The sequence below is a fragment of the Steroidobacter agaridevorans genome, assembly GCF_009932555.1.
GTDB classification, from domain to species: domain Bacteria; phylum Pseudomonadota; class Gammaproteobacteria; order Steroidobacterales; family Steroidobacteraceae; genus Steroidobacter; species Steroidobacter agaridevorans.
Genome location: NZ_BLJO01000001.1, coordinates 786,113 through 812,462, shown reverse-complemented (window position 1 = coordinate 812,462; position 26,350 = coordinate 786,113). Strand labels below are relative to the sequence as shown.

General features: G+C 63.2%; 21 protein-coding genes. 8 read left to right on the top strand and 13 right to left on the bottom strand.

Features of this window, described 5'->3' with window-relative positions; translation table 11 throughout:
- The first annotated feature begins 24 nt into the window (after positions 1-24).
- Positions 25-792: an IclR family transcriptional regulator gene (locus GYH35_RS03500; protein ID WP_161814326.1), complete on the top strand. Its 768-nt coding sequence runs from the start codon at positions 25-27 to the stop codon at positions 790-792.
- Here GYH35_RS03500 and GYH35_RS03495 read toward each other — a convergent pair.
- Entirely contained in the window at positions 789-3,257 is a 2,469-nt protein-coding gene (locus GYH35_RS03495) for a glycoside hydrolase family 95 protein (RefSeq protein ID WP_161814325.1), read from the bottom strand. The genes GYH35_RS03500 and GYH35_RS03495 overlap by 4 nt on opposite strands.
- Before the next feature lie 100 nt (positions 3,258-3,357).
- A complete protein-coding gene (locus GYH35_RS03490) occupies positions 3,358-4,755 on the bottom strand; it encodes an aminotransferase-like domain-containing protein (RefSeq protein WP_161814324.1) in 1,398 nt (465 codons plus the stop codon).
- 67 nt (positions 4,756-4,822) lie between these two features.
- Between GYH35_RS03490 and GYH35_RS03485 the strand changes: the two genes are divergently transcribed.
- Positions 4,823-5,686: a DMT family transporter gene (locus GYH35_RS03485; RefSeq protein ID WP_161814323.1), complete on the top strand. Its 864-nt coding sequence runs from the start codon at positions 4,823-4,825 to the stop codon at positions 5,684-5,686.
- 8 nt (positions 5,687-5,694) lie between these two features.
- On the opposite strand, the gene GYH35_RS03480 is transcribed toward GYH35_RS03485, so the two are convergent.
- From GYH35_RS03480 to GYH35_RS03470, 3 genes are all read right to left on the bottom strand, one after another.
- On the bottom strand, positions 5,695-9,765 hold the full coding sequence (locus tag GYH35_RS03480; RefSeq protein ID WP_161827657.1) for a hybrid sensor histidine kinase/response regulator: 4,071 nt from the start codon (positions 9,763-9,765) through the stop codon (positions 5,695-5,697).
- A 92-nt stretch (positions 9,766-9,857) separates the two neighbouring features.
- Complete coding sequence (locus tag GYH35_RS03475; RefSeq protein ID WP_161814321.1) at positions 9,858-11,717, bottom strand: S8 family peptidase; 1,860 nt, start codon at positions 11,715-11,717, stop codon at positions 9,858-9,860.
- Positions 11,718-11,829: 112 nt separating this feature from the next.
- Positions 11,830-12,741 (bottom strand): response regulator, encoded by a 912-nt coding sequence (locus GYH35_RS03470; RefSeq protein ID WP_161814320.1) that lies wholly within the window; start codon positions 12,739-12,741, stop codon positions 11,830-11,832.
- A 138-nt stretch (positions 12,742-12,879) separates the two neighbouring features.
- Between GYH35_RS03470 and GYH35_RS03465 the strand changes: the two genes are divergently transcribed.
- Positions 12,880-13,209 carry an Hpt domain-containing protein gene (locus tag GYH35_RS03465; protein WP_161814319.1) on the top strand — a complete coding sequence of 110 codons (330 nt, stop codon included), beginning with the start codon at positions 12,880-12,882 and terminating at the stop codon, positions 13,207-13,209.
- A gap of 32 nt (positions 13,210-13,241) precedes the next feature.
- Here GYH35_RS03465 and GYH35_RS03460 read toward each other — a convergent pair whose 3' ends face one another.
- From GYH35_RS03460 to GYH35_RS03450, 3 genes are all read right to left on the bottom strand, one after another.
- Positions 13,242-13,994, bottom strand: a complete 753-nt coding sequence (locus tag GYH35_RS03460) for a response regulator (protein WP_161814318.1) — start codon at positions 13,992-13,994, stop codon at positions 13,242-13,244.
- Positions 13,995-14,135: 141 nt separating this feature from the next.
- Complete coding sequence (locus tag GYH35_RS03455) at positions 14,136-14,780, bottom strand: Vgb family protein (RefSeq protein WP_161814317.1); 645 nt, start codon at positions 14,778-14,780, stop codon at positions 14,136-14,138.
- A gap of 9 nt (positions 14,781-14,789) precedes the next feature.
- Positions 14,790-16,010 carry a helix-turn-helix domain-containing protein gene (locus GYH35_RS03450; protein ID WP_161814316.1) on the bottom strand — a complete coding sequence of 407 codons (1,221 nt, stop codon included), beginning with the start codon at positions 16,008-16,010 and terminating at the stop codon, positions 14,790-14,792.
- Positions 16,011-16,100: 90 nt separating this feature from the next.
- On the opposite strand from GYH35_RS03450, the gene GYH35_RS03445 reads away from it, so the two are divergent.
- Both GYH35_RS03445 and GYH35_RS03440 read left to right on the top strand, forming a co-directional pair.
- Complete coding sequence (locus tag GYH35_RS03445; protein ID WP_202624054.1) at positions 16,101-16,883, top strand: DUF2182 domain-containing protein; 783 nt, start codon at positions 16,101-16,103, stop codon at positions 16,881-16,883.
- Positions 16,884-16,963: 80 nt separating this feature from the next.
- A complete protein-coding gene (locus GYH35_RS03440; RefSeq protein WP_161814314.1) occupies positions 16,964-17,590 on the top strand; it encodes a glutathione S-transferase family protein in 627 nt (208 codons plus the stop codon).
- On the opposite strand, the gene GYH35_RS03435 is transcribed toward GYH35_RS03440, so the two are convergent.
- The 3 genes from GYH35_RS03435 to GYH35_RS03425 form a co-directional block, all read right to left on the bottom strand.
- A complete protein-coding gene (locus GYH35_RS03435; protein WP_161814313.1) occupies positions 17,591-18,340 on the bottom strand; it encodes an SDR family oxidoreductase in 750 nt (249 codons plus the stop codon).
- Positions 18,341-18,433: 93 nt separating this feature from the next.
- Positions 18,434-20,539, bottom strand: coding sequence for a TonB-dependent receptor plug domain-containing protein (locus GYH35_RS03430; protein WP_161814312.1), 2,106 nt, complete (start codon positions 20,537-20,539; stop codon positions 18,434-18,436).
- A 177-nt stretch (positions 20,540-20,716) separates the two neighbouring features.
- Positions 20,717-21,895, bottom strand: coding sequence for an acyltransferase family protein (locus tag GYH35_RS03425; protein ID WP_161814311.1), 1,179 nt, complete (start codon positions 21,893-21,895; stop codon positions 20,717-20,719).
- A gap of 138 nt (positions 21,896-22,033) precedes the next feature.
- Between GYH35_RS03425 and bla the strand changes: the two genes are divergently transcribed.
- The 3 genes from bla to GYH35_RS03410 all read left to right on the top strand — a co-directional run bounded on the left by bla (position 22,034) and on the right by GYH35_RS03410 (position 24,694).
- Complete coding sequence (gene bla / locus GYH35_RS03420; RefSeq protein ID WP_161814310.1) at positions 22,034-22,921, top strand: subclass B3 metallo-beta-lactamase; 888 nt, start codon at positions 22,034-22,036, stop codon at positions 22,919-22,921.
- Positions 22,922-22,997: 76 nt separating this feature from the next.
- The gene (locus GYH35_RS03415) at positions 22,998-23,849 is read left to right on the top strand and encodes a class I SAM-dependent methyltransferase (RefSeq protein WP_161814309.1); all 852 of its coding nucleotides are present in this window, start codon (positions 22,998-23,000) and stop codon (positions 23,847-23,849) included.
- 425 nt (positions 23,850-24,274) lie between these two features.
- On the top strand, positions 24,275-24,694 hold the full coding sequence (locus tag GYH35_RS03410) for an ExbD/TolR family protein (protein ID WP_161813578.1): 420 nt from the start codon (positions 24,275-24,277) through the stop codon (positions 24,692-24,694).
- 3 nt (positions 24,695-24,697) lie between these two features.
- Here GYH35_RS03410 and GYH35_RS03405 read toward each other — a convergent pair whose 3' ends face one another.
- Together GYH35_RS03405 and GYH35_RS03400 are read right to left on the bottom strand one after the other, a co-directional pair.
- The gene (locus GYH35_RS03405; RefSeq protein WP_161827656.1) at positions 24,698-25,078 is read right to left on the bottom strand and encodes a VOC family protein; all 381 of its coding nucleotides are present in this window, start codon (positions 25,076-25,078) and stop codon (positions 24,698-24,700) included.
- Between the two features lies 1 nt (position 25,079).
- Positions 25,080-26,270, bottom strand: a complete 1,191-nt coding sequence (locus tag GYH35_RS03400) for an amino acid aminotransferase (protein WP_161827655.1) — start codon at positions 26,268-26,270, stop codon at positions 25,080-25,082.
- Positions 26,271-26,350: the final 80 nt, after the last annotated feature.

Genomic DNA, 26,350 nt, shown 5'->3' with positions numbered 1-26,350 from the left:
GGCGGCTGTTTATAATCTCCAGCCATGGCTGCCCGCGAAGACGAAGAACGCAAGTACAGCGCGCCCGCTCTGGAAAAGGGCTTGGACGTGCTCGAGCTGTTGGCTGCCCGCGGTACGCCGCTCACCATGTCACAGATCGCGACCGAGCTCGGCCGCTCGGTGAGCGAGCTGTTCCGGATGGTGGATGCCCTGGTTCATCGCGGTTACGTCGCCCAGGCCGAGTCCGGCGAGGGCTTCGAGCTGACCAATAAGCTGTTTGCGCTCGGCGTGGCTCGTGCACCCACCAAGAGTCTGCTCGAAGATGCGCTGCCCGAGATGAGAAAGCTCAGTGGCGTCATCGGGCAGGCCTGTCATCTGGCGGTGGTGAGCGAGGAGCAGATGGTCGTGGTGGCTCGCATCGAGGCGCCGGGCAATCAGGGCTTCTCGGTGCGGGTTGGCTATCGCCGGCCGTTGGTCGATTCCACGTCCGGCCTGGTGTTGTATGCGTTTCAGCCGGAAGAGGTCAGAACGGAGTGGCGCACGCGGCTCGCGCCCAGCGTGTCACAAAAGGCCTGGAAGAGCTTCGAGGAACGGGCCGCGCTTGCCCGCACTCAGAAGTATGTAAAGGCCGATAGCGATGTGACTCGTCACATCGTCGATCTGTCGGCGCCGGTGATGGCGGCCGACGGTAGCGCCGTCGCGGCGCTGACCTGCCCATACATCGAAACGCCGATGGCGATTTCGGTGAAAGACACCGTTGCGGCGATTCGTCACGCGGCCGGCGAGATCTCCCGGAAGATCAGCGCCAACTAAGTCGCGCTGAGCGTTCCTTTGCTCAGCTTGAGTGTCTGGCTGCGGCCGGCTTTCATCGATACTGGCAACGACGAGTTGCCGCTCCGAAGTATCCACTGGCCATCGCGGATCGCGGTCAAGTGACACTCTTGCAGCGATCCCCCGCGCCAGTTCAAATCCACTCGCAGTCCGCCGCGCGCTCGCAGGCCAGTGACGGAACCCTGGGGCCACGCTTTAGGCAGCGCCGGCAACAGCCAGACTTCATCATCGCCCTGCGGTGACTTGAGACTCTGTAACAACATCTCGGTCATGCCGCTGGCGCCGCCGAAATTGCCGTCGATCTGAAACGGCGGATGCGCATCGAACAGATTGGGATAGGTGCGCTCCGGCCCGAGTAACAATTTGAGCACGCCGTGCGCGTGTTCGCCGTCACGCAGACGTGCCCACAGGTTCAATCTCCAGCCGATGCCCCAGCCCGTGGCGTTGTCGCCGCGAATCTCCAACGTCCTGCGCGCCGCTTGCGCCAGCTTCGGTGTGTAGTCGACGCTGATCTGACCGGATGGATGCAGTCCGTACAGGTGCGATACGTGACGGTGATGGATGTCCGGCACCTTCGCATCCCAGTCTTCCAGCCATTCCTGCAGCTGACCCTGCGCGCCGATCTGATCGGGCGGCAGACGCTTGCGGGTCGCTTCCAGAGATGCGACGAACTCTTTGTCGCGGTTCAGGATGCCTGCGGCTTTGGCCGTGTTTGCAAACAGATCGCGAAGAATCTGGTTGTCCATCGCGGGGCCGGCGGCGATGGAAACATCGGGCCGATGATTGTTCTCCGGCGACATGGAGGGATTGGTCACCAGCCAGCGGCCGTTGGGATGCTCGACCAGCGTGTCCAGGAAGAATTCGCTGGCGCCTTTCAGGATCGGATACACCGATTCCAGATAACGAACATCGCGGCTGTAATCGTAGCGATCCCACAGATGCAGGCACAGCCACGCGCCGCCCATGGGCCACATGCCGTACTTGGCGCCGTCGATGGGGCCGGTGGCGCGCCACAGATCGGTGTTGTGATGAGTCACCCAGCCGCGGGCGCCGTACATCGTCTTCGCCATTTTCGCGCCGGTGACCGACAGATCTTTCAGCATCGCGACCAGCGGCTCGACGCATTCGCCCAGATCGGTGGGCTCGGCCGGCCAGTAGTTCATCTCGGTGTTGATGTTGATGGTGTACTTGCTGCCCCAGGGCGGGTTCGACATGTCGTTCCAGATGCCCTGCAGATTCGCGGGTTGCGAGCCCGGGCGGGAGCTGGCGATCAACAGGTAACGACCGTATTGATAGTAGAGCGCGGCCAGCGCCGGATCGTCGCTCGTCATCGACGTAAGCACGCGCTCGTCGGTGGGGCGACTGGCGGCGGGCGTTCGCCCCAGATCGATCTGCACGCGACGGAACAAGCGGCGATGATCGGTTTGATGCCGGCTGAGCAGTTCCTCGAAGGATCGGTCGGCGGCGCGATCCAGCGCTGCCTTGTTGAGTGCGGCTGGATCGCCGTCGACATGCTGATAATCGCGATAGCTCGTGGCCATCGCGATCAGCACGATCACACTGTCGGCGCCGCGCACGCCGAGGCTCGACTCGTTCGATTGTTTCTTGCCGCCGGTCACAATCAACCGTGCACGCGCTTCATACGTCAATGCGCCCGCGACGCCTAACTGTGCGGAGTTGCGACCTTGCATGATCAGGTCGCCATCGGGCAGTGCGCGCAGCACCAGATTGGCAGGGGCGGGCACGCTGTCGTCGAACTCGACGGGCCCCGCAGTCTGTGAGCTGCCTTGTTTCAGCTTGTCGCCGGGCGGATCGGCGGGGCGCGACGGCCGTGGCCAACGGAAAGTCACATCCACATCGACGCTGCCCGGTTTGCTCGCGCTCAGCCGAAATACCAACACGTTGTCCGGTGCGCTCGCGAACAGCTCTCGCGTGTGGGTGACGCCGTTGCTCGTGAATCGAGTGGTCGAGATCGCGCCATCGAGATCCAGCTCGCGGCGATAGTCGGTTGCCGTCTCGATACCTGGGAAAACCAGCCGCAGATCGCCGATGCTCTGATAGGACATCTGGCGCGATGGCTTCGCCATCACTTTGGCGTTCACCAACTCGGTGGCCTTCTCGTACTCGCCGGCGAAGATCAGCTTGCGCACTTCGGGCAATGCTTCGCGCGCTTCGGGGTTCGCGGGGTCGTAAGGCCCGCCGCCCCACAGCGTGTCTTCGTTCAGCTGCAGACGCTCTTGGCTCGTGCCGCCGAATACCATGGCGCCGAGGCGCCCATTGCCCACGGGCAGCGCTTCGACCCACTCTTTCGCGGTCCCGATGTACCAGAGCAGGTTATCGATTTTCGGCGGCGAGGTGGATCCGCTGGCGGAGCGGGCGAGACCCGAGGTCAACAGCGTGGTCGCGGCTGCGGCTTGCAGCACCGTGCGTCGGCTAAGTTTCGTCATCGGTCGGTCGCGGTCTTTGAATGCAATGACGCCCCCAGCCGAAGCAGACCACATCGAATCAATATATGCAAATAGTTTTACAAATGAAAATTGAACAAACTTACCCGATCGCCCGACGGAGCGCGGCGTAGACCTTGTCGCCCTCCATCTGCGTGACGTTGAATCTCACAAATCGAGTGGCTGCGCCACTGACGCTGAATGCATTGCCTGGCGCCAGCACGACATTCTCGGCACGGGCGAGGCGGGCGACTTTGGCCGCGTCGCAGCCCTCGGGCAGCTGGCACCAAAGAAACATTCCGCCGGCGGGCTCGACGAACGGCACGATGCCGAGTCTGGCGAGCTTCGTCTTCACGATCTGGCGCTGTTGCGAAAGTCGGGTCCGGATGCGCTCGACGTGACGGCGATACGAGCCGTCCATCAGCATCGACGCCACCAATTCGGCGTTGAGCGGACTGGAAGCCATTCCGGTCACCATGCGCAAATCGGCGAGCCCGCGGAGCCAATCGGGGCGGCACGCGATGTAGCCACAGCGCATGGATGCGGACAGGGTCTTCGAGAAACTGCTGACGCGCACGACCCGATCCAAGCCATCGAAGGCCGCGAGCCGCGGCGAGGGTTGTTCTTCGAAGTCGCCGAAGATATCGTCTTCGACGATGACGAGTCCGTACGGCTCGGAGAGCTTCAACAAGCGGTGCGCGACCGGGGCGGTCAGGCTCGCGCCGGTCGGGTTCTGCAGCCCCGAGTTGGTGAGATAAATGCGCGGCCGATGGGCTTCGAGCAGCGACGCGAACACCGACAGATCGGGGCCGTTGGCCGTGAAGGGCACGCCGACGACATGCGCTCGATGAGCGCGCAGCAGCGCTTTGAAATTGAAGTAACAAGGATCGTCGACCAGCACGGTGTCGCCCGGCTCGAGCAGAAATCGACACACCAGGTCGATGGCTTGCGTGCACGAGTCGGTGATCATCACCTGATCGGGCACGGCTTCGACGCCCTGTTCCAGGAGCCGCCGCGTGATGAGTGCTCGCAGCGTATCGGCGCCTTGCGCCGGGCCGTATTCGAAGAGCGTCGGGCCGGAGCCATCGCGGGCAGCGGAGCGCAACGCCTTGCGCATCATCTCGTGCGGCATCCAGCTTTCCGGTAACCAGCCGCAACCGGGCCGCAGACTGTCTTCGCCGGGGCGCAGCGACTGGCGCATGACCCACAGCGGATCGACAGTCGGATCGGTGTCCGCGCTCAGCTCCGCCAGGTTCAGCGGCGCGAGCGGGGCTGCGACATAGAAGCCCGAGCCGAGGCGCGGCTGCACGATGCCTTCGGCCGCCAGCCGGCCATAAGCCTCGACCACCGTGGACTTCGAAACTCCCATGGATTCGGCCATGGCGCGCACCGAAGGGATGCGGGCGCCGGGGGTGTACTGGCGGCGGTCGATGCGCGTCTGGATCAGGCGCATGACTTGCCCGACCAGGGTGGGCTCCAAGTGTTCGGCTGATTCGACCATGACAGTTCACTTATATCGTACTGGACTGTCCTTGGCCATTGTCCAGCGAGTTGGCCAAGATGCCGCCATGAAAAATCGTGACCACGGATTGATGTTGGGCTTGATTGGGGTGGTGATCTTCAGCGGCTCGCTGCCCGCGACGCGCGCGGCCGTGACGGGATTCGAGCCGGTGTTTCTGACTGCCGCGCGTGCCTTGCTCGCGACGGTCGGCGCCGTCATCGCGCTCGCATTGTTCCCGAGCGAACGGCCTTTGCGGTCCGAGCTACCGTCGTTGTTCGTGGTCGCGGCGGCGGTTGTCGTTGGCTATCCGCTGTTGAGCGGTATCGCCATGACCGAGATCACTTCGGCGCGAGGCTTGTTGTTTACCGGTCTGCTGCCGCTGTCCACGGCGGGCTGGGCGATGGTGCGCGGAGGAGAGCGTCCGCATCCTGCGTTCTGGTTGTTTGCTATCGCGGGCTCCGGCCTGCTCGCGATTTACGCCCTGTTGAACGGCGGCGCCGAGGGTGTGCTCACTGCCGACAGCTTGATGTTGGTCGCAATCGTTGTGTGCGGACTGGGTTATGCGGAAGGGGCGGTGCTGTCTCGCCGACTCGGCGGGTGGCAAGTCATTTGTTGGGCGCTCGTCATCGCTGCGCCGATCATGCTCGCGGTCGCTGTTTTTACCTGGCCCGCGGGCTGGCCCAGCTTCGATTCGAGCGCGTGGCTCGGACTGGCGTACATCGCGCTGTTCTCGATGCTGATCGGATTCTTTTTCTGGTATCGCGCCCTGGCCATCGGCGGATCGTCGCGGGTCGGACAGCTGCAGCTGTTGCAGCCGCTGATCGGCATGGGATTGTCGGCCGCGCTACTGCAGGAACGAGTGGCGTGGCCGTTGGTTGCGACAGCCGTTGGTGTACTCGGCTGCGTGGCCGGCGCGCGTCGAGCGGCGTGAGTGTTGGATCAGCTCGGAAGCTGCGTGACCGAGGCGACTTCTGGTTGCGGCGCTGGCTCCCGAGCTGGAATCCAGCGCACCAAGGCAGCACGCAACGTCGCGCGGCTGAAAGGCTTGCCCAAGTAATCGTCCATACCCGCGACCAGACAGGCTTCGCGAGCTGCGTTGGTGGTATCAGCGGTGAGAGCGATCACCGGCACACGCGGACCGTCACCTTCGCGGCGGCGTAACTCGGTGGTCGCGGCATAGCCATCCATGACAGGCATGCGGCAATCCATGAGTACAACGTCGTAGCGAGTGCGCGCGAGCATTTCCAGTGCGTGACTGCCATCGTGTGCGGTGTCGACTTCCAGTCCGAGCGCTTTGAGCATGCCTTCGGCGACATCGCGATTGAGCGATTGATCCTCGACCACGAGCACGCGCGCGCCGGCCGCCAACATCAGCGGAGGAGCCGGCGGTGTCACTGTAATCGACGTATCGTGAGCCGTGTCGCCAGTCAGGGTTCGCAGCAGGTGCGAAAGGCGCACGGGCTTCGTGATCTCTCCATCGAAGCACTGCTGATCCGCGCCTTCGCTCTGCGCGAGATTGACGAAGCTCGCAAGGCGGATGACGCGCGGACGAACTGCGCGCTCCCCGACAACAGATTGCAGCTCATCCGCGATCGCGCAATCGAGTAGCGAGTGATCGATGATCACAGCGTTGTAGGCGGTGGCGCGCAGCTCCCGGAGCACTTCCGCCATGCTGCCCACGTCCACCGGATGCGCGCCCCATTGATCGAGGGCGTGCGTAATGACACGACGAACCGCAGCGTTGTCGTCGGCGACCAGAATGCGCAGACCAAGCAGGTCCGCGGACAAGGCGCGCGGCTGAACTGTCGGACTTGCAAGCTGCAATGACAGTTCGACGCTGAATGTCGAGCCCACGCCAGGTGAGCTCACTAGTGACAGCTCTCCGCCCATCAGCTCGACGAGTTGCCGCGCGATGGCGAGACCCAGGCCCGTGCCGCCGTAACGGCGCGTGGTCGACGCGTCCTCTTGCACGAACTCTTCGAAGATACGCGATTGATTCACGGGCTCGATGCCGATGCCCGTGTCGGAGACTTCGAGCCGTACGCGGAGCCGGTCGCCTTCGATCTGGGGTGGCGCCACGCGCAACGTCACCTCACCTTGCTCGGTGAACTTCACGGCATTGCCACCGAGATTGACGAGCACCTGTCGAAGGCGAACGACGTCTGCGCGAACGCGAGGCACCGGGCGAGCAGGGGAGTCACAGAGCAGCTCGATGTTTTTCCCCGAGGCGCGCGCCGCGAGCATTTCCGCGGTTTGCTCGACCAGTTCGACGAGGTCGCATTCCACGGGCGCAAGCTGCAGGCGTCCCGCTTCGAGCTTCGAGAAGTCGAGGACATCGTCCACGATCGCGAGCAGCGAGTCGGCGGAGCGGTGAATGCCTTCCGCGAAGCGTCGCTGAACCGCGTCCAGGTGCGTGTCGAGTAGCAGCTCGCTCATGCCGAGCACACCATTCATAGGCGTGCGCAGCTCGTGGTTCATGCGTGCGACGAAATCGCTCTTCGCGCGGCTCATCTCCTGCAGCTGATGGTTGCGTTCCTCCAGTTCGTGCGTGCGGACGCTTACCATCATTTCCAGCTCGCGATTGTAGTTGCGCTCGCGCTGTCGCTTTTTCCTATGCTGCCACCAAAAGTAGCCAAAGATCAGAAGAGCGACCGCCACGTAGCTCAGCCGCGCGGGCAGTGTGTGCCAGGGCGCTGCCGCGACGCGCACGGGAATCGTCAGATCATCCCGGTTCCAGATGCCATCGGCATTGGTCGCGCGCACTCGAAACAAGTAGTCGCCCGCGTCGAGGTTGGTGTAAGTCGCGCGATGCATCCGGCCGGCTTCGACCCAATTCGGATCGAAGCCTTCGAGCCGGTACATGTAGCGATTGTTTGCCGGAGAAACGAAGTCCAACGCCGCGAACTCGAAGGTCACGAGTTTGTCGTCGTGTTTGAGCGCGAGCGGTCGATCCACTGAGGGCAGCTGCGGGAACGGCAGTTGTTGATTGAGGATGGCAACGGATGTCAGCGCGAGGCGCGGCGGTGGCGCGCTCGGCGAGGAAACATCGGGCTGGAACGCGTTGAATCCGCCGTTGCCGCCGAAGTACAGCGTACCGTCGCGGCCGCGGTAGTGTGCGTTGAAGTTGAACTCGTCGGCTTGCAAGCCATGAGGTTCGCGCAGCAGCCGGCTGGCGCCTTCGCGCGGATCGAGTCGAACCAGGCCGTTGTTCGTGCTCAGCCACAAGTTGCCTTGATGGTCCGACTCGATGCCGTACACCACCTGGCTTGGCATGTTCGCGAGCCGTTTTTCGCTCTGGAACTGAATGGCGTCGGGTTGGTCCGAGCTGCCGACGACCCGGTCGAGGCCGCCGCCCGCGGTGCCGACCCACACATTGCCGCTGGGATCCGCATGCAGCGCGTAGATAGTGTCGTCACTCAGGCTGCTCGGATCGCGGTCGTTGCGGCGGAATGCGTGAAAGCGGCCGGTGCTGCGCTCGAGCAGGTTCAGACCGCCGCCGATCGTGCCTATCCAAAGATTGCCTTGCCGGTCCTCGACGATGGCGCTGGCGCGCGGGCTGCTGAGCGAGTTGCCATCGGTGCTGTGAGGATAGCGAGTGAGCTGCCCGGTCGCCTGGTCGATGCGCGCGATACCGCCGCCGAACGTTCCAATCCAAACGTCGCCGGCGCGGTCCTCGTACAAGGACATGACACCATCGGCCGGCAGCGTCGTCGGATCGTTCGCGTCCGTACGAAAGAAGCGCAGCGCGCGCCGCTGCGGATCCATGCGCGCGAGGCCGCCCGTCATCGTGCCGATCCACAGCGCGCCGGAGCGGTCGTGAAGCAATGCCATCACGCTGTTATCGGCGAGTCGCAGCGGGCCTTGGGACTTGCTGGTATAGCGATGCTCTTGTCGCGATCGGGTGTCGATCTCGACGAGACCGTCCGAGGTGCCAACCCACACCGTGTCTTCGCCATCGTCGGCGAACGAGTTCACGGCGACGTTGGCGAACAGGCTGCTGCGGTAATGGCCCAGCGACCAGCTCTGCGGGCTCCAGTGACTGGCGCCGCCGGCGCGCGTGCCAACCCACAGCACGCCACTGCGATCCTGATACAGCGACATCACATCGTCGTCGCGCAGGCTGTGGGGATTGTCCGAGTCGCGGCCGTAGCGCACGAAGCTTTCGGACGAGCGATTGAACAGGTTGAGCCCGTCGGACGTCGCGATCCATAGCCGGCGCGCGTCGTCTTCCATGATGGCGCGCACTCGATCGTTGCTGAGCGAGCGCGGGTTCTTCGCGTCGTATTGGAACGAGGTGACTTTCCTGGTCTGCGGATCGAGACGATATAAACCGCTATCGAATGTGCCAATCCATAGCGCTCCCGTGTGGTCTTCGATGATGGCGCGCACTTTCACGCCATCGAGCGCTCCGGCCTCGGCAACGTCGTTGTTGAAGTCATCGCTGCTGGGCTCGTAACGGCTCAGGCCTCTATCGGTGCCGACCCAGAGGCGGCCAGCACGATCCGTGTACAGAGCGAACACCGCGTCTGCCGAGAGCGAGCGCGGATTACCTTGTATGTGATGGAAGTGGCGCGCCCGTCCGGTCTGCGGATCCAGCACATCGAGGCCGTGGCGTTCCGTCGCAGCCCAGACTTGCCCCTTCGCGTCGATGTGCAGCGTGCGAATCGCGTCGCTCGCGAGGGAATGAGGATCGGAAGGATCGTGTCTGAACTGCTGGAAGTGATCGTTGCGCCGGTCCCAGCGCGCGATGCCGCCGCCGATCGTTGCGAGCCACAAATCGCCGCGCGCGTCTTCGGCAACCTTCCAAACGTAATCGCTCGCGAGCCCGTTTTTGTTGCCGCGCTCGCGCCGGTATTCGCGAATCGAGTAGCCGTCGTAGCGATCCAGACCGCTTTCGGTCGCGAGCCACAGAAAGCCCTGCGAGTCCTGCAGGATGCTCATCACCGTGCTTTGCGACAGACCGTCGCGCATGGTGAGATGCTCGAAGTACATCGGGCGTACTTCGGGCACAGGAGGCGCTGCCTGCGCGGTCAGGGCCGCGCAGACGAGCAAAGCAGACACCCATTGGTGACGCACAGCTGTCTGCCTGTCAGGGTCCGTTGTTATTCCTGAGGCGCAGGCTCGATGCCGGAGCTGTTGGGCGCGGAGGTGTTGCTCCAGGTATACCCGTTACTCCAGGTGTAGCCGTTGCTCCAGGTATAACCGTTGCTCCAGGTATAGCCATTGCTCCAGGTGTATCCGCCGGTCCAGGTGACGCTGTCGTCGGTCGGCGGGCTGCCATCCCACAACAGACCGTCGAGCGCCGTGGCGAGACCGACCAGGAGCTGACCGAGCAGCGGCAGGCTGCCGAGCGGGCTCAACAACGTCGTCAGCAGCCCCATCGGCTCCTCGACCTCCATGATGTAAAAGTTGCCATCGGCATCCTGGTTCGCGCGCCCGCCGTAGTGCTGGAGGCCAGCGAGATCGGCCGTGACATTCAAGCCCTGGTTGGCGCAGTTCGTCTTCGTGCTGTACAGCGCATCCTGTGCATTCACGAGGCCCGCGCCCTGTTGGAACACGGAGTAGGCGAGGTGTCCGTTGGATCTCACCGCGGGACGCGCGCCGTCCATGAGGCGGCATTTCACGTTGTTGGGTGACAGTGCAGGGTTTCGTTCCAGCATCAGCGCGACTACGCCGCTCGTCACCGCCGCGGCCTGCGAGGTTCCCGACATGGTCATGTCCGGGTAACGAGTGTCCACCCACTGCGGAAACAGCTGCGCGAGTGTGCCGTCATCCGGTGCATAGGCGCGAATGTGACCGCCCATGGCCACGACTTCGGGTTTCACGAAGCCCTCGTAGGTCGGGCCGGCGGAAGAGAAGGTTGCGAGCTTGTACTTGGCGGGCTCGTACGGATGATAGGCGTCGGTGACCGCGCCGACGGAGATGACATACGGATTGTTGGCCGGTACGCCGATGGTCATCGGCGCCGGGCCCGCGTTGCCCGCGGCCACGACCACGACGATGCCCGCGCCCCATGCCGCCATCACGGCTTGGTTGAGCGGATCTTCCCAATAGTGCGACTGAACCGGCGCGCTCAACGACAGGTTGATCACACGGATGCCATACGTGAGCCGCTGGTTCATGGCCCATTGGATGCCCGAGATCACATCGAAGTAGCGGCCCGCGCCGCTGCTGTCGAGAACGCGTACCGACACCAGGTTCACGCCCGGCGCGACGCCTTGATATTTCCCGGTCGATGCGATGCCACTGCTGGCGATGATCGACGAGACATGGGTGCCGTGACCGTTGAAATCGTCGATGTCGCGGCTGTACTTGTCCAAAGACAGCGTCGGATACGCGCTGGGATTCTCACGCGCGAGGATCACGTCGTACTGTGCAAGCACGCGGGGATTGCGCCCCGACGAAGAGACTTGCAGCGGACCTTTCTCTTGCCACACGCCGGTGTCGAGCACCGCGACCGTGACGCCACGGCCGGTGATTCCGCCCGTGTGTAGCGGGCTCGCGCCGACCTGCGTTGGATAATACGTTTCTGGCAGCGGTGAAGTGGTGCTGCTCGATGTGACCGAAGCGTCGTCGTACACACGCAAGCCGGCGACAGGTTCGCTCCACAGCGAGGCGAGCTCGCGATCGTCCAGCTCGGCGCCGACTGCGCGGATGATTGTGAGATCGCCAGTGATCACGCCGCCCGCGCGCAGGACGGCGCTGCGCGCCAGCTCTGCACTGGACGCTTGCACGATGTAACGCTGGCGAACGCCAACAGGAGCCTTCTGTTCCTGAGTCGCGGCTACGGTGCGCACCGAGGGCGTGGGCTGTGATGCGATGGGTCTCTCGGATGTCCGAGGCACGGCGACAGCCGGTGTTACCGACGCTTCTTCCCACGGCGCCAATACAAACAAAGTGAGAGCAGCACCGAGCGCGCCGGCTCCCAGCAGCCAGCGTTTGCGCCGAACGATCTTCCCCATCGCGTCCTCCGTTTCTTGAGCCGGTAGTGATTTGCGCCGGCCGAGTTTCTACCGAACACGCTTCACTACAACAAGCGAGACTTACAACAATCTGCTGTCTATGTCGCAGTCGCTAAGTACGCGGGGCAACTGCGGCTGCGAGCTCTTTTGCGACTTGTTCCAAATAATGTTCTAACGCTGCGCGGCATTCGGCCGCGAGCGCGACGAAGTCACGACGCGCATCCAGCGGATCTGGATTGCGCAAAATGTGTCCGGCCTTGACCAGCTCGCGGATGCGGCGTAGCGCAGTCGTCGGTGAGATGTGCGCGACCGAGATGCTCAGCGCCGAGACGGAGATGCGTTGCGCGGTCTTGTCGGCGCGCAGCAGTTCGAGCAACAGGTCCCATGCCACATCATCCAGTTCCCCCATCGGGTTCAATGCGTGGCGCGGGCGGCGCAGGCGATCGAGGCCGAGCGTGGTGAGGTCGCTGCGATTGACTTCGGCAGGCTGCGCGGCGACTGCTGTCGATTGCGGATGTTTCCAAGCGCTGAGCGCCGCGGCCAGCGCTTCGGCTTGCTGGGCCAGCAGCGCGGCCTGGTCGGTCAACTGCATCGCAGCACGATTGCGGTCGACGCTCTCGACGGCGCCGCGCACCGCGTTCAGGAGTTCTTGAGGACGAACCGGTTTGACCAGGAAGTCCACCGCGCCGAGCCGCAGCGCCTGGACCGCGAAATCCACTTCGGGGTACGCGGTGAGAAAGATGAAGCGGGGCACCGACGCGGCGCCGGCCAGCGAGCCCAGACTCTTGAGCAGGCTGATGCCGTCCATGCCCGGCATGTGGATATCGCTGATGGCGACCAGGATGTCGGGCGTCGAGCGCAGGATGGCGAGCGCTTCCTCGCCGCCGAAAGCCGTGCGGCAGTCGTAGCCCTCGGTCTGCAACACCGAACGGACCCACAGCACCATCGAGGAGTCGTTGTCTATAACCAGCACGCGGCTCTTCGCCGCATCTTCATTCGTACCCGTGCCAGACTGCGTTTTCATCCGTGGTCTCGTTACGTGTACGGCCCCACAGGTGGGCCGCATGCAATGTACCCTATCCTGACCCGCGACTGTCACCACTTACATATGTCACATTCCGCAGACGCCCCATCCGACTCGCCCGCGGTACTCGACCCCTGCATGTTTCAAGACCTGCTCGAGAGCCTGGTTGCACCCGTCGCCGTCGCTGCGATCTACCAAAAATTCCTCGACAATGCCGCTACTTTCATTCGCGAGCTGGCCAGCCAGGACGATGCCGCGCGCGTCGAGACCATGCATACGTTAAAAGGCAGCGCGGCGATGCTGGGGGCCAACCGTCTCTCGGCATTGGCAGCTAAACTCCAGTCACAATTACATGGTTCCATCGTTCAGGTTGATCAGGCCGCGCGCGAGCTCGAAGTGGAGCTGGCGAAGTTTCGCGAGGCGGCGGCGGAGCGATTGCTCTCGGCCGGCGTCACATTGGGTCCCTGAGTCTGCGTCAAATTGACGCAGACTCCGATGCGTCAAAATTCTGTCGGGCCGATGCGCGTGGCCACGGCTTCCACCAGCGTGTCGTGGAAGGTGCCTTTGATGACGTAGTAAGTCGCGCCGGCGTCGAAGCCGCGCCACCGTTGCTGGACATCGTCCTTGTCGCACGCGAGCAGCACCGGCAGTTTCTTGAAGCGCGGATCCTTCCTGATTCGGCGGGTCAACTGGATGCCATCCAACAGCGGCATGTCGATGTCGGTGAGCACTAGATCGATGTTGCCGCTGAGGACTGCGTACCACGCCTCCAGGCCATCGGCCGCGGTCACGACGTCGTAGCCGCGAAAGCGCAGTAGCTTTCGCTCCAGCTCTCGAATTTCCATGCAGTCATCCGCTACGAGCACGACCGGCTTGTGCTTGCTGCTGCGTGGGAGCTCGACCGGTTGCAGATCCGGATCCGGCCCGGCGGACGATTTCGTCGGCGGAGTCCGCGGCAACTTTGCCATCGAGTCGAGCAGATCGACGGCTTGTAACATCATGCCGATGAGCTGCTGCTGCAACTCGATCTCACCGCGACGGACCGCGGCCAGGCATTCTTCCATCGAGCGCGCCAGCTCGGCGCCCGCTTCGAGACCGACCATGTGCGCGGTCGCCTCGAAGGAGCGCGCGGCGGAAGCGCACGCGTTGAGTTGATCGGGAGACAAGGGATCGCGTGCTAACGCGATCACGCAGTTGGTCAGAAGTTGGACCTGCGTCTGCGCCTGAACACGAAGCAGTTCGAGCATTACCATGGCTCTGGTTCTTCTTCCGCGGTTGGATCCAGCGGGTTGTGCTGGATTCTGCGCGAGCCATGGCGAGCGACGGCGCTCTGTCTGCGTCAGATTGACGACGATACTCGCTGCGTGACGCGCGCAGCGAGCTGCAACTTCACATCAGGCGGCGTCTCGTTTCGGACGGCGCACGGCTCTCACTTTGCCGGTGCGGCCGCCGCCGCAGAAGAATCGATCCGCGCCGTCGGACTCGAGCCCCGACACGCCCGCGCCTGGCGGCATCTCGACACTTTCCACAACCTGGCCGGTGCGCGGATCGAGATGTCGCAGTTCGCTCTCGTCGTTCTCCCACGTGGCGTGCCACAGCTCGCCCTCGACCCAGGTGACACCGGTGACGAAACGATTCGACTCGATCGTGCGCAGGACCGCGCCATTGTCAGGATCGATTTGATAGATCCTGCGCGCCTGGTAATGACCGACCCACAACGTGCCTTCGGCCCAGGCCAGACCCGAGTCGCCGCCATTGCCGGGGGCAGGGATGGTTGCCAGCACTCGGCCGGTCTTTGGATCGATTTTCTGAATTCGATTCTCGGCGATCTGGAACAGGTGCTTGCCGTCGAACGCCGTGCCGGCGTGAGCCGCGACTTCGAGCGAGCGCACGGTCTTGCCGCTGGCCGGATCGAGTGCATTCAACTTATCGCCGGAAGCGAACCAGACCTGCTGGCCGTCATAGGTGACGCCATGCACGCCTTCGACACCCGGGAAGGGACCGTATTCACGAACGATGTTGGCTTTGGTGCGTTTCATGGAGTCATCCTAGTCGCTGGGCAGCGGAGCAGGGAGTAACAAGGTGGTCGCGAATCCCGGCACGGGCGGCGTCATCCAGCGACGCGCGCGCCCGCGACCGAACGACTGCACTTTGCCGGTCTCGGCCAGCGAGTCGAGCGCGCGTTGCACGGTGCGTTGACTGGCGCCGAGTCCCAGAGCCAGCGCCGAGCTCGACCACGATTCTCCATCGGAGAGCAACGCCAGCACCGACGCATATTCTTCCTCGACAGGACGCGCCAGCACGACCACTTCGCGCGCGCTGCGTGGGTTCAGTGAGAATCCACGTTCCGTCGCGCTCACATTCGCAAACGATCGCAGCTGAGAGCGCAGCCGGCCCATCTCGACGCGCAGTCTCGCACGATGCGATTCATCGGCGACCTTCGCTCGGAACGCTCGAGCGACGAGCGTGCCTCGGGCAACATCTTCGGGCCAAGCTTCGGCCAATGCGCGTGCCAGGGTGAAAAGCACTGGACGCGTCGCGAGCGAAACCGAAGAGCGTTCGTTACGAATGACGTGACGGCACGCGTCGACGACGAGCGCTTTGGAGGCGAGGACGGCTTCGACTTCATCGAGCACCAGCGGGCGTTCTTCACCGCGTGCAATCAATCGAGCTGCTGGCGAATTCAAAACGTGCGACGCGTTCTCGACTTCGGCGCTCAGCGCCGGAATCCGCGCTTCGCGAGCGGCGCGTCCAGCACGAGCGAGGGCGGCGCGAGCCGTTTTCGAATCGACGCGTCTCATCGCGATGCCCGCGACAATCAATTCGTGCGCAGCTCGCAGTGCCGCCGGCATGGCGGCGAAGTTCAGTTCGGCGAGCAGTTGTTCGGCCGCATCGACGCGCCCGATCAACAGCAGACGGCGGATTTCGAGATAGCGAGCCAGCGCGGCGTTGGTCGTGTCGCCGTGCGTTTCGAGCGTCACGCGTGCCGCATCGAGTGCCTTTTGCGGCCAATGCAGGTCGCGCGAGGCCAGCGCAATTTCGGCTTCGGCGACGACGCATCGGGCGCGGGCCATCGTCTCTTTCGGGCCGAAGGCTCGCCCGGCGCTGCGCACGAGCGCCTTCGCTCTGACGAAATCTCCAAGCTGCGCCATGGCAATGCCTCGTAGCGCCAGGGCAGGTGCGTCGTCGCGTAGGGCGACGCGCTTCAGCGCACCGAGTGGATCGCCCGCCGCCAGCGCCCGCGCGGCGGCAGTGATCATTGAATCCATCTGAATCCCGTCAAACTTGTAACTCCCATCGCGGCCGTCGGAGTGCTTACGCTGCCTGGCAGGTAAAGCATACCAATGGAGCGCGGACTCATGACGCGAGACCTGACTGCCAATTCGGCCTTTTATGCTTGGTCGGCGCTGCTGTTCGCAAGCAGTGTGACGGTGACCGTCGTCTGGTGCGCGTCCATGTCGGGCATGGGTGGAATGTCCATGCCCGGCGGCTGGACCATGTCGATGGCCTGGATGCGGATGCCCGGACAGACCTGGACCGGCGCCACCGTAACGTTCGTCGGCATGTGGATGGTGATGATGGTGGCGATGATGCTGCCTTCGTTGGTCCCGATGCTGGGCCGATACCGACGCGCTGTCGGTCACGCGGGCGAGGCGCGCTTGGGGCGACTGACAATATCGGTCGGCGCTGGGTATTTTTTTGTATGGACGCTGCTCGGCCTGGCGGCGTTTCCTGTCGGCGTGATGCTGGCAAGCTTCGCGATGCAAGTGCCGGCAATTGCTCGCGCCGTTCCCGTCGCAACAGGTGCGATCGTCATGCTGGCGGGCGCGCTTCAGTTCACGACTTGGAAGGCCCATCATCTCGCGTGCTGTCGTCACTCGCCGGGCTGCGTTCGCTCGTTGCGAACGGATGCCGCGACAGCCTGGCGGCATGGCGTTCGACTCGGCATTCATTGCACGCACTGCTGTGCAGGTCTGACCGTGCTCTTGCTGCTCGTTGGCGTGATGGACCTGCGGGCGATGGCAGCGGTGACGGCGGCAATCTCGCTGGAGCGGCTTGCGCCCGCCGGGCAGCATGTCGCTCGGGCCATCGGCATCCTGTTGATCGGGGTGGGGTGTTGGATGACGCTCACGTCCCTGTAAATTCTTTCGGGTCGAGCGCTCGCGGCATGTCGGTTTTGTCGGTGCTGGTTCGTCTTTGAACTACTGCTGAAGGAGGCGCCATGAAGCTGTACGAGTTTGCACCCACCCGTTCGATTCGAGCCCGCTGGGCATTGCAGGAGTTGGACGTGCCGTTCGAGGCCGTCGAGATCAAATTGCTCGAAGGCGCGGGCCAGACGCCCGAATATCTGGCGCTCAATCCGACCGGCAAGGTGCCCACGCTGGTCGATGGCGATTTCGTGGTGACCGAGTCGGTTGCCATCGTGGTGTATCTCGCCGAAAAATATCCGGAGAAGGCCCTGCTGCCGACCGACATCAAGCAGCGCACGCAGCTCAATCGCTGGATGCTGTTCATCGTCACCGAGCTGGAGCAGCCGATGTGGCGAATCGCGCGGAATTCCTTCCTCTACCCGGAAGAGCAGCGTCAGCCCACGGACATCGAGATCGCGAAAGGTGAGTTCAGGACCATGGCCGCGGTGCTCGAGAAGCACATGCAGGGCCGGGAGTTCCTGGTCGGCGATAAGGTGAGCGTCGGCGACTTCATCGCCGCCTACACGCTCGACTGGGGCAACGAAGTCGGGCTGCTCGATCAGTGCCCGACGCTGCTCGCCTACATGCAGCGGATGTATGACCGCCCGAAAGCGGCAATGCGAATCAAGGATGCATTGCAGACCGTGCAGGCCGCCTGACTAGAGCGTGCTGACGCCGCCGTCCACCAGCAGTTCGCTGCCGAGCATGAAACGGGACTCGTCGGAGGCCAGGAACACCGCGGCCTTGGCGAGCTCCAGCGGCGTGCCCATGCGGCCGGCGGGGACCATCTTCTTGATTTGAGTGCGCAGGGCTTCTTGCGCCTGCGCGTCCTTGTCGAGCTTGGCGAACGCCGATGTTTCCGTCGGCCCAGGCGTCAGTGCGTTGACCCGAATGCCCCGAGACTTGAGCTCGCCCGAGAGCGTGCGGGCCAGCGACAGCAATCCGGCCTTGCTGGCCGCATACACGCTCGATTGCGGCAGACCAATGTGAGCAGCCACCGAGCTGCAAAGAACGATCGACGCCGGATTGGCCAAGAGGGGCAGCAGCGCGCGGATCAGGAAGAACGGACCTTTCAGGTTCGTTGCGATCAGCGCGTCGAACGAAGCTTCATCCCAGTCGGCCAGCGGACGATGCGTCATGTCCGCTGCGTTGACGAACAAGACGTCGAGCCGAGGCCAGTGCTCACGCAGCGCCGTCGGCACTGCGTCCTGGCGAGCGGCGTCGGCGGCATTGCTGTGGATTGCGAGAACTGCGTCGCCGAGTTCTTTCTTTGCCGCTGCCAATCCATGCGCCGAACGGCCAGTGATCGCGACCGTCGCGCCTTCGTTCAAGAACTGGCGCGCCGTTTCCAATCCGATGCCGCCCGTGCCGCCTGTGATCAGCGCGTATTTGCCTTGAAGTCGCGACACGTCGGCGTCTCTGAAGTGGCTGCCCCGAGAGCCAGTCTCACGCCGTGGGCCCCGCCTTGTACAGTGGGGCGGGTTGTTTCATTAGTCGAAGCGTCAGAACGTCTTGCGCACTTGCAGTTGCACGAAGCGGAGTGCGTCGACGTAGCGGTCTTCGTGATAAAGAATCGAGCCGCTCGCTCGCGTGCCGTCATAGACCGTGCGCCAGCGGCTCTTCGGACGACCGGTGAAGTTGTTGAACATCAGGCGGATCACGGTGTCGGCCTTTGGCGTCCAGTCCCAATACAGCCGGAGGAAATGATCCCAATGATCGGTGCGGACCTCGCCGATCCGGAAATAGGTTTCGCGCTTGCTATAGGAGTTCTCGAGCGACAGCGTCGAGCCCAGCGATGGAAACTCCTTGGTGATGAGCACGTCGCCGCCGACCGGCGAATGTTTGGTGATGCGCCGTGACTCGTGGGTCACCGGATCGTCGACCTCCGACCAGTTCCAGTCGCCGTTGAAGCGCAGCTGCGTGCCGGACAGGCCGACGCGCTCCAGCGGCAGCGACAGACCGAGAGCGATTTTTTCGCGCGTGCCGTCGCCGAGGTTGCCGGGCGCATCGAATTCGCCCACCGGCACCAGATCGACCACATCGCTGACCATCGAGTAGGTGTAACTCAGCACGATGGCGCCGCTGCCCCAGAAACGCTTTTCGACCGCGCTTTCGAACTCCCATGCATTCTCCGGCCGCAGCTCCGCGTTGCCGCCGTTGATGGTGCCGGCATCGAGCGAGGCTTGCGACGCGAAGTCGCGGAACTCGAGCTGGCTGACCGTGCGTTCGATGCGACCCCGCAACTGAATGTTGCTGTCCATATCGAACCTGACCATGACGCGCGGCTTGGGATAGCTCAGCGTGCGTTTGGCGTCGTGATCGCCGGACTGGCTGATCGTCGACACTTCGTACCGCATGCCGATGTCGCTCGCCAGTCGCGGGGTGACCTTCCAACGAAAATCGACGAACGCCTCGCCGCGACGCTCTTCGATCTTCACGTTGTCGGCGGGCAGCTCCACCGGCGCGCCATTGCGACTCAGGCGCGCGTCGACATCCAGAAAATTGTATGCGCCTTCGAGTCCGCTCTCGACGGTGAGCGCGGACGAGGCGCGATACGTCGCCGAGCTGCGCAGGATGGACTCGCCGCGAAACGCTTCATCTTCCGAGCTTTGCAGGTTGAGCGCATCGATCGAGTCCGCGGCGATGACTTTGCGTTCCAGTGTCTGCAGCAGCAAAGCGCGGCCGGTGAGTGCATCGCTGAAGGAATGTTCGTAGTCGACGCCGGCTTCGCCTTGATCCAGGCGGATGTCCGTGACGATGGTCGAGTCGAATGTCTGCGGCACGCCGGTGCGCGGCGTGAGAATGTCGAGCTGTTTCGTATCCTGGCTGGTGCCACCGACGTTGATGCGTAAGAGTCCCGCGTCGCCCTGATATTCCGCCGAACCGTTTGCCTGGTATTGCCGCTGACGCCAGTCGGTTTCGAAGTCGCTGGCAAGAATGAGCTCGCGATCGGCGTTACGACGGATCAGCTCGCCGCTGCCGGAGTTGCCGTACTGCTGCTCGTCGCGGAAGTTGAGCGTGCCGTTGAGCGAGAGCCGGTCGATGTTGCTGGCCGATTCCAGTCGCAGCCCGATGCCTGGCTCGTGCTCGGTTGCAAACAATCCAGTGACTTCGCCGGCGTGCGTACTCATGTTGCCGCTGCGACGGATGACGTTGGCGACAACCGATTGACCTTGCATGTTGATGCCCGCCGCCCCGCCTCGAATCACTTCGATCGTGGCGACACCGGACACGGGAATGCGTCGAAGCACATCTTCGAGCAGCACGGCTTTCGATGCCGGACGCTGGCCGTCGATCAGCACGTTGCCGAGCGCGCCCGCAAAGCCTCGCACCGTCGTGTCTCCCGGCTCGAACGCGAAGCCCGGCAGGCGCTTGACCATGTCCAAGGCGGTGGTCGGCTGGAATTCAGTGAAGAAGCTCGCCTCGTAGCGAATCACACCGGCGCCCGCGTCGATCGGCGTCGCCGAGATCGGCGCGCCGCCAATGGGCGGATCGTCGGGATCGCTCGTGGTGGCGGGTTCAGATGCAAGTGCCGCTGCAAACGGAATGCAGGCGACAAATCCGCCGCGGACGCGACGGGAAAAAACGAGAGATTGACGATCCCGCATGACATCCCACTGCTTTGTGGTTATCCGCGGCTCTGACGGCCGCGGTTCTTAAAAAGAAGTTTAGGTGGCGGCCGCGGAAAGGTTCATGTGATTCGGGTGCCAAAGCACCCGCCGCTTGCATGGATCAAGCGGCGCACGGTGGGGCAGTGGAAGATGTCTGCGCGAGCGATTGATGCGTCAGCCGGGATCGCGAACCCCGGCGCTGCTGTTGGCGGCTTGCCAGCGAGCTTGCAGTGCTGCGAACAGCGCCCGCGTCGATTTCTGGAGCGCTGGCTCGGGCACTTTGGAAATCCACCAGCTCAGCGCGAGCACGAGGGTGACGCTGGCGGCCAGCGCCATGCCGGTCGGAATGCCCCATTCGACGAACGCGCCCAACAGCGCTCCGCCAGTCACACTGTGCAGCAGGTAGAGCGGATAGGTCATCAAGCCGAGCCGTCGCAGCAGCTGCAGACACCAGGCGGGCAATTGCTGCACGCGGGCATTGTTGGCGACGACGACCCAGAAGAACAGCATCGCACTCAGCCAGATGATGCACGGTGTGAGAGGGGAGAACGACATGCCCGTCTTCTCCAGCTTCAACATGCTTTCGCCCGCGATCTGCAAACAGCCGCCGACGGCGAATATCGCCAGCCAGGCGAAGTGAGCGCGCGAGGCCTTCTTCAGGAAGTGCGACCAAAGCACGACGCCAAAGGCGAAGAACACACCGTGCTGTATCAGCAGCAACTGCGCCAGCCGCGACCATTGCACGTGGCTGAACAATTCGAACACGGCGCTGTTCTTGTCCTGGGCGGCAAGGGTGTAGCCGATCCAGAACAGCGTGCTGATCAGACCGACGCCGCACATGATGGGCTTGATCCAGCGCTGCCGGCCGATCGTCAGCAAGACAAACATCAGCGCGTAGAAACAGATCTCGACACCGAGCGTCCAGTAGACGCTGTCGATCCATGCGCCGGTGGGAAAGAACGCAACGCTGCGTATATACATCGCGAACAGCGACAGCGGCCGCATGCCTGAGTCCACCAGCAGCCAGGCCAGCAACGCGATCGTGGCGCAGATCCACACGGCGGGAACCAGCCTCGTGAAGCGGCTCACGAAGAATTTATACGCCGAGCTGCGCTCCGCCGACACGACGATGACGAAGCCGGAGATCACGAAGAAGATCTGCACGCCGGCCCAGCCGAACGGGGCGAAGGTGTCCCAGTCCTGGAAATCCGCCACGCCGTGCGAGGCGAGCGCGATCTGCCCCGCGGGGAAGGCCCACGACCAGAACGCGAGATGGAACACCATGACGATGCACGCGGCGAAAAACCGCAGCAGGTCCAGTCCCGGGACGTATTGAGCTTGATGGACTTTCATCGGGAAAGGCGGGAGGTTAACAGCGTTGTGGCTGCATGCGGAGATGTCGCGTTCTGCGAACACTCGGCACGGCTGCCACAATTGATCACGATCTGCGCGCGCGCCGACGCTATGCTTGCCGGACCAAGGAGAAATTACATGTCGCGCAGCTGGATCTTGAGTGTCGTTACGTCGTTGTCGCTGGCGGGTTCTGTCCACGCTGCCGCGATCGATTGCACGCGGTGCGAAGCCTGGAACCAGGAGCAGGCGCCCTTTCAGATCTACGGGAACACTTATTACGTGGGGCCTCGCGGCTTGAGCTCGGTGTTGATCACATCGCCGCAAGGTCACGTGCTGATCGACGGCGCCTTGCCGCAATCGGCGCCGTTGATCGCGAAACACATCCAGCAGTTGGGATTCAAGTTGACCGATGTGAAAGTCATCGTGAACTCACATACGCACTACGATCATGCCGGCGGCATCGCCGAGCTGCAGAAGCTGACGGGTGCGAAAGTGATCGCGAGCGATAAGGCTGCGCCGGTCTTGCGTAGCGGACACGTCGGGTCCGACGATCCGCAGGTTGAGCATCTGCTCCCATTCCCTGCCGTGAGCACTGTGGAAGCCCTGGGCCAGAAACAATCGGTGCAGGTGGGCACATTGAAGCTGAGCGTGATTCACACACCAGGCCACGCACCGGGTGGCACATCCTGGCGCTGGCAGTCGTGCGAAGCGGACCGCTGCCTGAACATGGTGTACAGCGACAGCTTGAACGCGGTCTCGGACAAATCGTTCAAGTACGGCGGCGACCCGCGCTGGCCCACGGCGGCGAAGGAGCTGAGCGCGAGCATGGAGGCGATCTCGGCCGCGCCCTGTGATGTTTTGATCACGGCGCATCCGGATGTGTCGGGGTTCTCAGCTGCAATCGATGAGGGCGGCAATGGCGATCGATCCAAGCTCATCGATTCATCGGCCTGCAAGCGTTACGTGGAAACGACGCGACAGTTGCTCGACAAGCGCCTCGCCAGCGAGAAGACCGACAAAAAGTAGCGCTTGCCCCCCTTGACCTCAAGCCCGCTTGAACTTGTACAGTGGCTGTCGCCGAGGCAATGCAGACGGGGGACTTATGAGCGAAGCACTCGCAGCCAATCAGGATCAGGTGGCGCTCTGGAACGACGCGTCCGGGCGAACCTGGGTGGAAATGCAGCCGGTGCTCGATCGGATGCTGGCGCCGTTGGCAGCGCCATTGATCGACGCGGCATTTCCGGGGCAGGGCGGTCGGGTGCTCGATGTGGGCTGCGGCTCCGGCGCGACGACGCTTGCGATGGCGCAACGATTGGGCGCGAGCGGCAGATGTGTCGGCGTGGATATTTCCGGGCCGTTGCTCGCGGCGGCGAAGCAGCGTGCGGCCGCCGATGGAATCGACACAGCGACGTTCGTGCAGGCCGATGCGCAGACCCATGCGTTCGACGCCGGCAGCTTCGACGCGATGATTTCACGGTTCGGCGTGATGTTCTTCGATGCTCCGGAAGCAGCGTTCGACAACATACGTCGCGCGATGCGTACCGGTGCGAAGCTCGCCTTCGTTGCGTGGCGAAGTCCCGCGGAGAACCCGTTCATGACGACGGCAAAACGCGCGGCTGAGCCGTTACTGACAAACATGCCGAAGCCCGACCCGAATGCTCCTGGCCAGTTCGCGTTCGCGGACGGCGATCGGGTCCGACTCATCCTGCGAGCCGCTGGTTGGAGCGATATCGACCTTCAGCCGCTGGATGTGGAAGGAACAGTCGCCGAGAACGAGCTGCTGGCCTATGTGACCAGGCTCGGTCCCGTGGGGCTGGCATTGAAAGAAGTGGACGAGGCGACGCGAGCGCGCGTGACAGAAGTCGTGCACGCGGCATTCCAACCCTATATCAAGAATGGCGCCGCCCGCTTCAATATGGCGTGCTGGCTCGTCACAGCGACGAGAAAACATTAGCCGAATTCATATCGACCGGCGCCCGGCGGGGAAGTTCAAGTGGCTTGTACCGGCTTGAACCGGGCGCGCGCCGCGTTAGTTTCCATCCATTGCGCGAACCAGCTGAGGGCCTGCGAACACTCATTTGATGGGCTGCGACGAGCTATTGCGGTTCAGGGCTAGGCGCGACGACCGCCGTGTACTCTCCGTACATAAGGGAGGAGTAACGACGTCCTGAACCGCAATAGCTCGTCCCATTAAAGGATATTTATTCATTAAATGGGTTGCGCCTCGAATCGCCTGCCGCTGCGTTACAAAGCTTGCCCATATCGACATATGGGCTGCGCTTTGCGCCTTGCTGCAGGCGATTGGAGGCGCAACGCAACCCATCAAATGAGTGTTCACAGGCCCTTTAGTCGATAGCTCTCACAGAAAGGAGTTACGTCATGGCGATGAGCGTTTCCGCGGGTGGCAATGGCGAGCCGTTGGTCGATATGAACACGACGCCGTTGATCGACGTCATGCTGGTGCTGCTGATCATGTTCATCATCACGCTGCCGGTGATGACCAACAACATCAAACTGGATATGCCCGTTGCCGATGGCGGAACGCCCGCGACGGAAAAAATCGATCTGACGATCGATTACGACGGCACCATTCTGTGGAACGGCGCCGTGATCGACAGCCTCGCGCAACTGGAGCAGTACTTCCGTGCCGAGGCAGCCAAGCCCAATCAGCCCGAGCTGCATGTTCGACCCGACAAGCGCGCGAAGTACGATCGCGTCGCGCAGGTGCTTGGCAGCGCGCAGCGCAGCGGCATGCACCGCATCGGCTTCGCGGGCCAGGAACAATTCCTGGAAAGGTAGCCGTCAGACGGGCGTATTGGTGACGGCTTCGATCCGATAGCCGTCGGGGTCGAGCACGAACGCGGCGTAATAGTGCGGGCCGTAATCGGGACGCAGTCCCGGCGGCCCGTTATCTTGCCCACCGTGTGCCAGGGCGGCGGCGTGAAAACGATCGACTTGATCGTGGGTTTGGGCCGCCAACGCCAGATGAAAACCGGGCCCCGGAATGGCAATCCCTTCCGGCACCAGCTTCAATGCCAGTTTGTCGTTGCCACCCGGATAGCCATAACCTGCCGCCGTGTCGTCGCTCCAGACACGCACGAAGCCCAGCGGCGCCAGCGCCGCGTCGTAGAAGGACGCCGCCCGCTGCAGATCGCGGACGGCGAACGAGATGTGGTGGAGCATGTCAGGCGACGGAACCGATCGCCTTGGCGATGTAATCGATCGCTGCCATGCTGACACCGGCGATGTTGATACGGCCATCGCGTGTCATATAGATGTGATGCTGCTGACGCAGTGTATCGGCCGCCTCCGGCGTCACCGGGATGGTCGAGAACATGCCGCGCTGTTTCTCGATTACAGAAGCCATCTCGGCGCTGCACGTCTTGGCCAACGCCGCCGACAGCGCGCTACGGAGCGAAAGCATCCGATTGCGCATGGCGTCGACTTCGTAGCGCCAGTCCTGGTTGAGCTTCGCGTCGCTCAGGATGCGAGCGACGATGGCCGCCCCGTGATCCGGCGGCATCGACCAAATGCCACGAGCGATTTTGCGGAGATGGCTGGCCGTTGCGGTCGTCTGAGTGCTGGACTCCGTCAGCACCATGAGGGCGCCCACGCGTTCGCGATACAAACCAAAGTTCTTCGAGCAGGACACGGCGATGAGCGCTTCGGGGACCGTCGCTGCAATCAAGCGAGCCCCTTCGGCGTCCTCGTCGATGCCTTCGCCCAGGCCTTGATATGCGATGTCGACGTACGGCACGAGCCGACGTTGCAACAACACATCGGCAATCTTGCGCCACTGCGCGATCGACAGATCCGCACCGGTGGGGTTGTGACAGCAGCCGTGCAACAACACGACATCGCCCGCGGGCAGCGAGCTCAGGCGCTCGAGCATGGCATCGAATTTAACGGTGCCGGTGCGATGTTCGAAATAGGGGTAGCGCTCGAGCTTCAATCCCGCACCACTGAGCAGCGGCACGTGATTCGCCCAGGTCGGATCGCTGACGTGAACCGTCGGGCGGGCGCCGCCGACCGTCAGCAGTTCAGCGCCCAAACGCAAGGCTCCGCATCCACCCGGCGCTTGCACGGCGCGTACGCGGCCGCTGGTCAGTGCCGGATGTTTACTGCCGAGAACCAGCTCGGCGATCAGCGCATTGAATTGCTCGTTACCGGCCGGACCCACGTACGTCTTGGTCTGTTGGTCGGCGAGCACCGCCTGCTCGGCGGCCCGTACGGCGCGCAACACCGGGGTTTTGCCGTGCTCGTCTTTGTAAACGCCGACGCCCAGATCGATTTTCGTGGTGGCCGTGTCGGCGCGAAAGGCAGCCATCAGGCCGAGGATGGGGTCCTCGGGAAGCGCTTGCAGGTTCTCGAACAAGGGAGCAACTCCGTGACAGGCGGGCGGCTGTGCGCCGAACGCGCCATATATTAAAGAGATGCGGGCCGCTCGGCCATGGG

Bases quoted from the DNA above. Each gene is read 5' to 3' on its own strand.
- GYH35_RS03500 (WP_161814326.1), top strand. From the start codon at position 25: ATGGCTGCCCGCGAAGACGAAGAACGCAAGTACAGCGCGCCCGCTCTG.
- GYH35_RS03495 (WP_161814325.1), bottom strand. From the start codon at position 3,257: ATGACGAAACTTAGCCGACGCACGGTGCTGCAAGCCGCAGCCGCGACC.
- GYH35_RS03490 (WP_161814324.1), bottom strand. From the start codon at position 4,755: ATGGTCGAATCAGCCGAACACTTGGAGCCCACCCTGGTCGGGCAAGTC.
- GYH35_RS03485 (WP_161814323.1), top strand. From the start codon at position 4,823: ATGAAAAATCGTGACCACGGATTGATGTTGGGCTTGATTGGGGTGGTG.
- GYH35_RS03475 (WP_161814321.1), bottom strand. From the start codon at position 11,717: ATGGGGAAGATCGTTCGGCGCAAACGCTGGCTGCTGGGAGCCGGCGCG.
- GYH35_RS03470 (WP_161814320.1), bottom strand. From the start codon at position 12,741: ATGAAAACGCAGTCTGGCACGGGTACGAATGAAGATGCGGCGAAGAGC.
- GYH35_RS03465 (WP_161814319.1), top strand. From the start codon at position 12,880: ATGTTTCAAGACCTGCTCGAGAGCCTGGTTGCACCCGTCGCCGTCGCT.
- GYH35_RS03460 (WP_161814318.1), bottom strand. From the start codon at position 13,994: ATGGTAATGCTCGAACTGCTTCGTGTTCAGGCGCAGACGCAGGTCCAA.
- GYH35_RS03455 (WP_161814317.1), bottom strand. From the start codon at position 14,780: ATGAAACGCACCAAAGCCAACATCGTTCGTGAATACGGTCCCTTCCCG.
- GYH35_RS03450 (WP_161814316.1), bottom strand. From the start codon at position 16,010: ATGGATTCAATGATCACTGCCGCCGCGCGGGCGCTGGCGGCGGGCGAT.
- GYH35_RS03445 (WP_202624054.1), top strand. From the start codon at position 16,101: ATGACGCGAGACCTGACTGCCAATTCGGCCTTTTATGCTTGGTCGGCG.
- GYH35_RS03440 (WP_161814314.1), top strand. From the start codon at position 16,964: ATGAAGCTGTACGAGTTTGCACCCACCCGTTCGATTCGAGCCCGCTGG.
- GYH35_RS03430 (WP_161814312.1), bottom strand. From the start codon at position 20,539: ATGCGGGATCGTCAATCTCTCGTTTTTTCCCGTCGCGTCCGCGGCGGA.
- GYH35_RS03425 (WP_161814311.1), bottom strand. From the start codon at position 21,895: ATGAAAGTCCATCAAGCTCAATACGTCCCGGGACTGGACCTGCTGCGG.
- bla (WP_161814310.1), top strand. From the start codon at position 22,034: ATGTCGCGCAGCTGGATCTTGAGTGTCGTTACGTCGTTGTCGCTGGCG.
- GYH35_RS03415 (WP_161814309.1), top strand. From the start codon at position 22,998: ATGAGCGAAGCACTCGCAGCCAATCAGGATCAGGTGGCGCTCTGGAAC.
- GYH35_RS03410 (WP_161813578.1), top strand. From the start codon at position 24,275: ATGGCGATGAGCGTTTCCGCGGGTGGCAATGGCGAGCCGTTGGTCGAT.
- GYH35_RS03405 (WP_161827656.1), bottom strand. From the start codon at position 25,078: ATGCTCCACCACATCTCGTTCGCCGTCCGCGATCTGCAGCGGGCGGCG.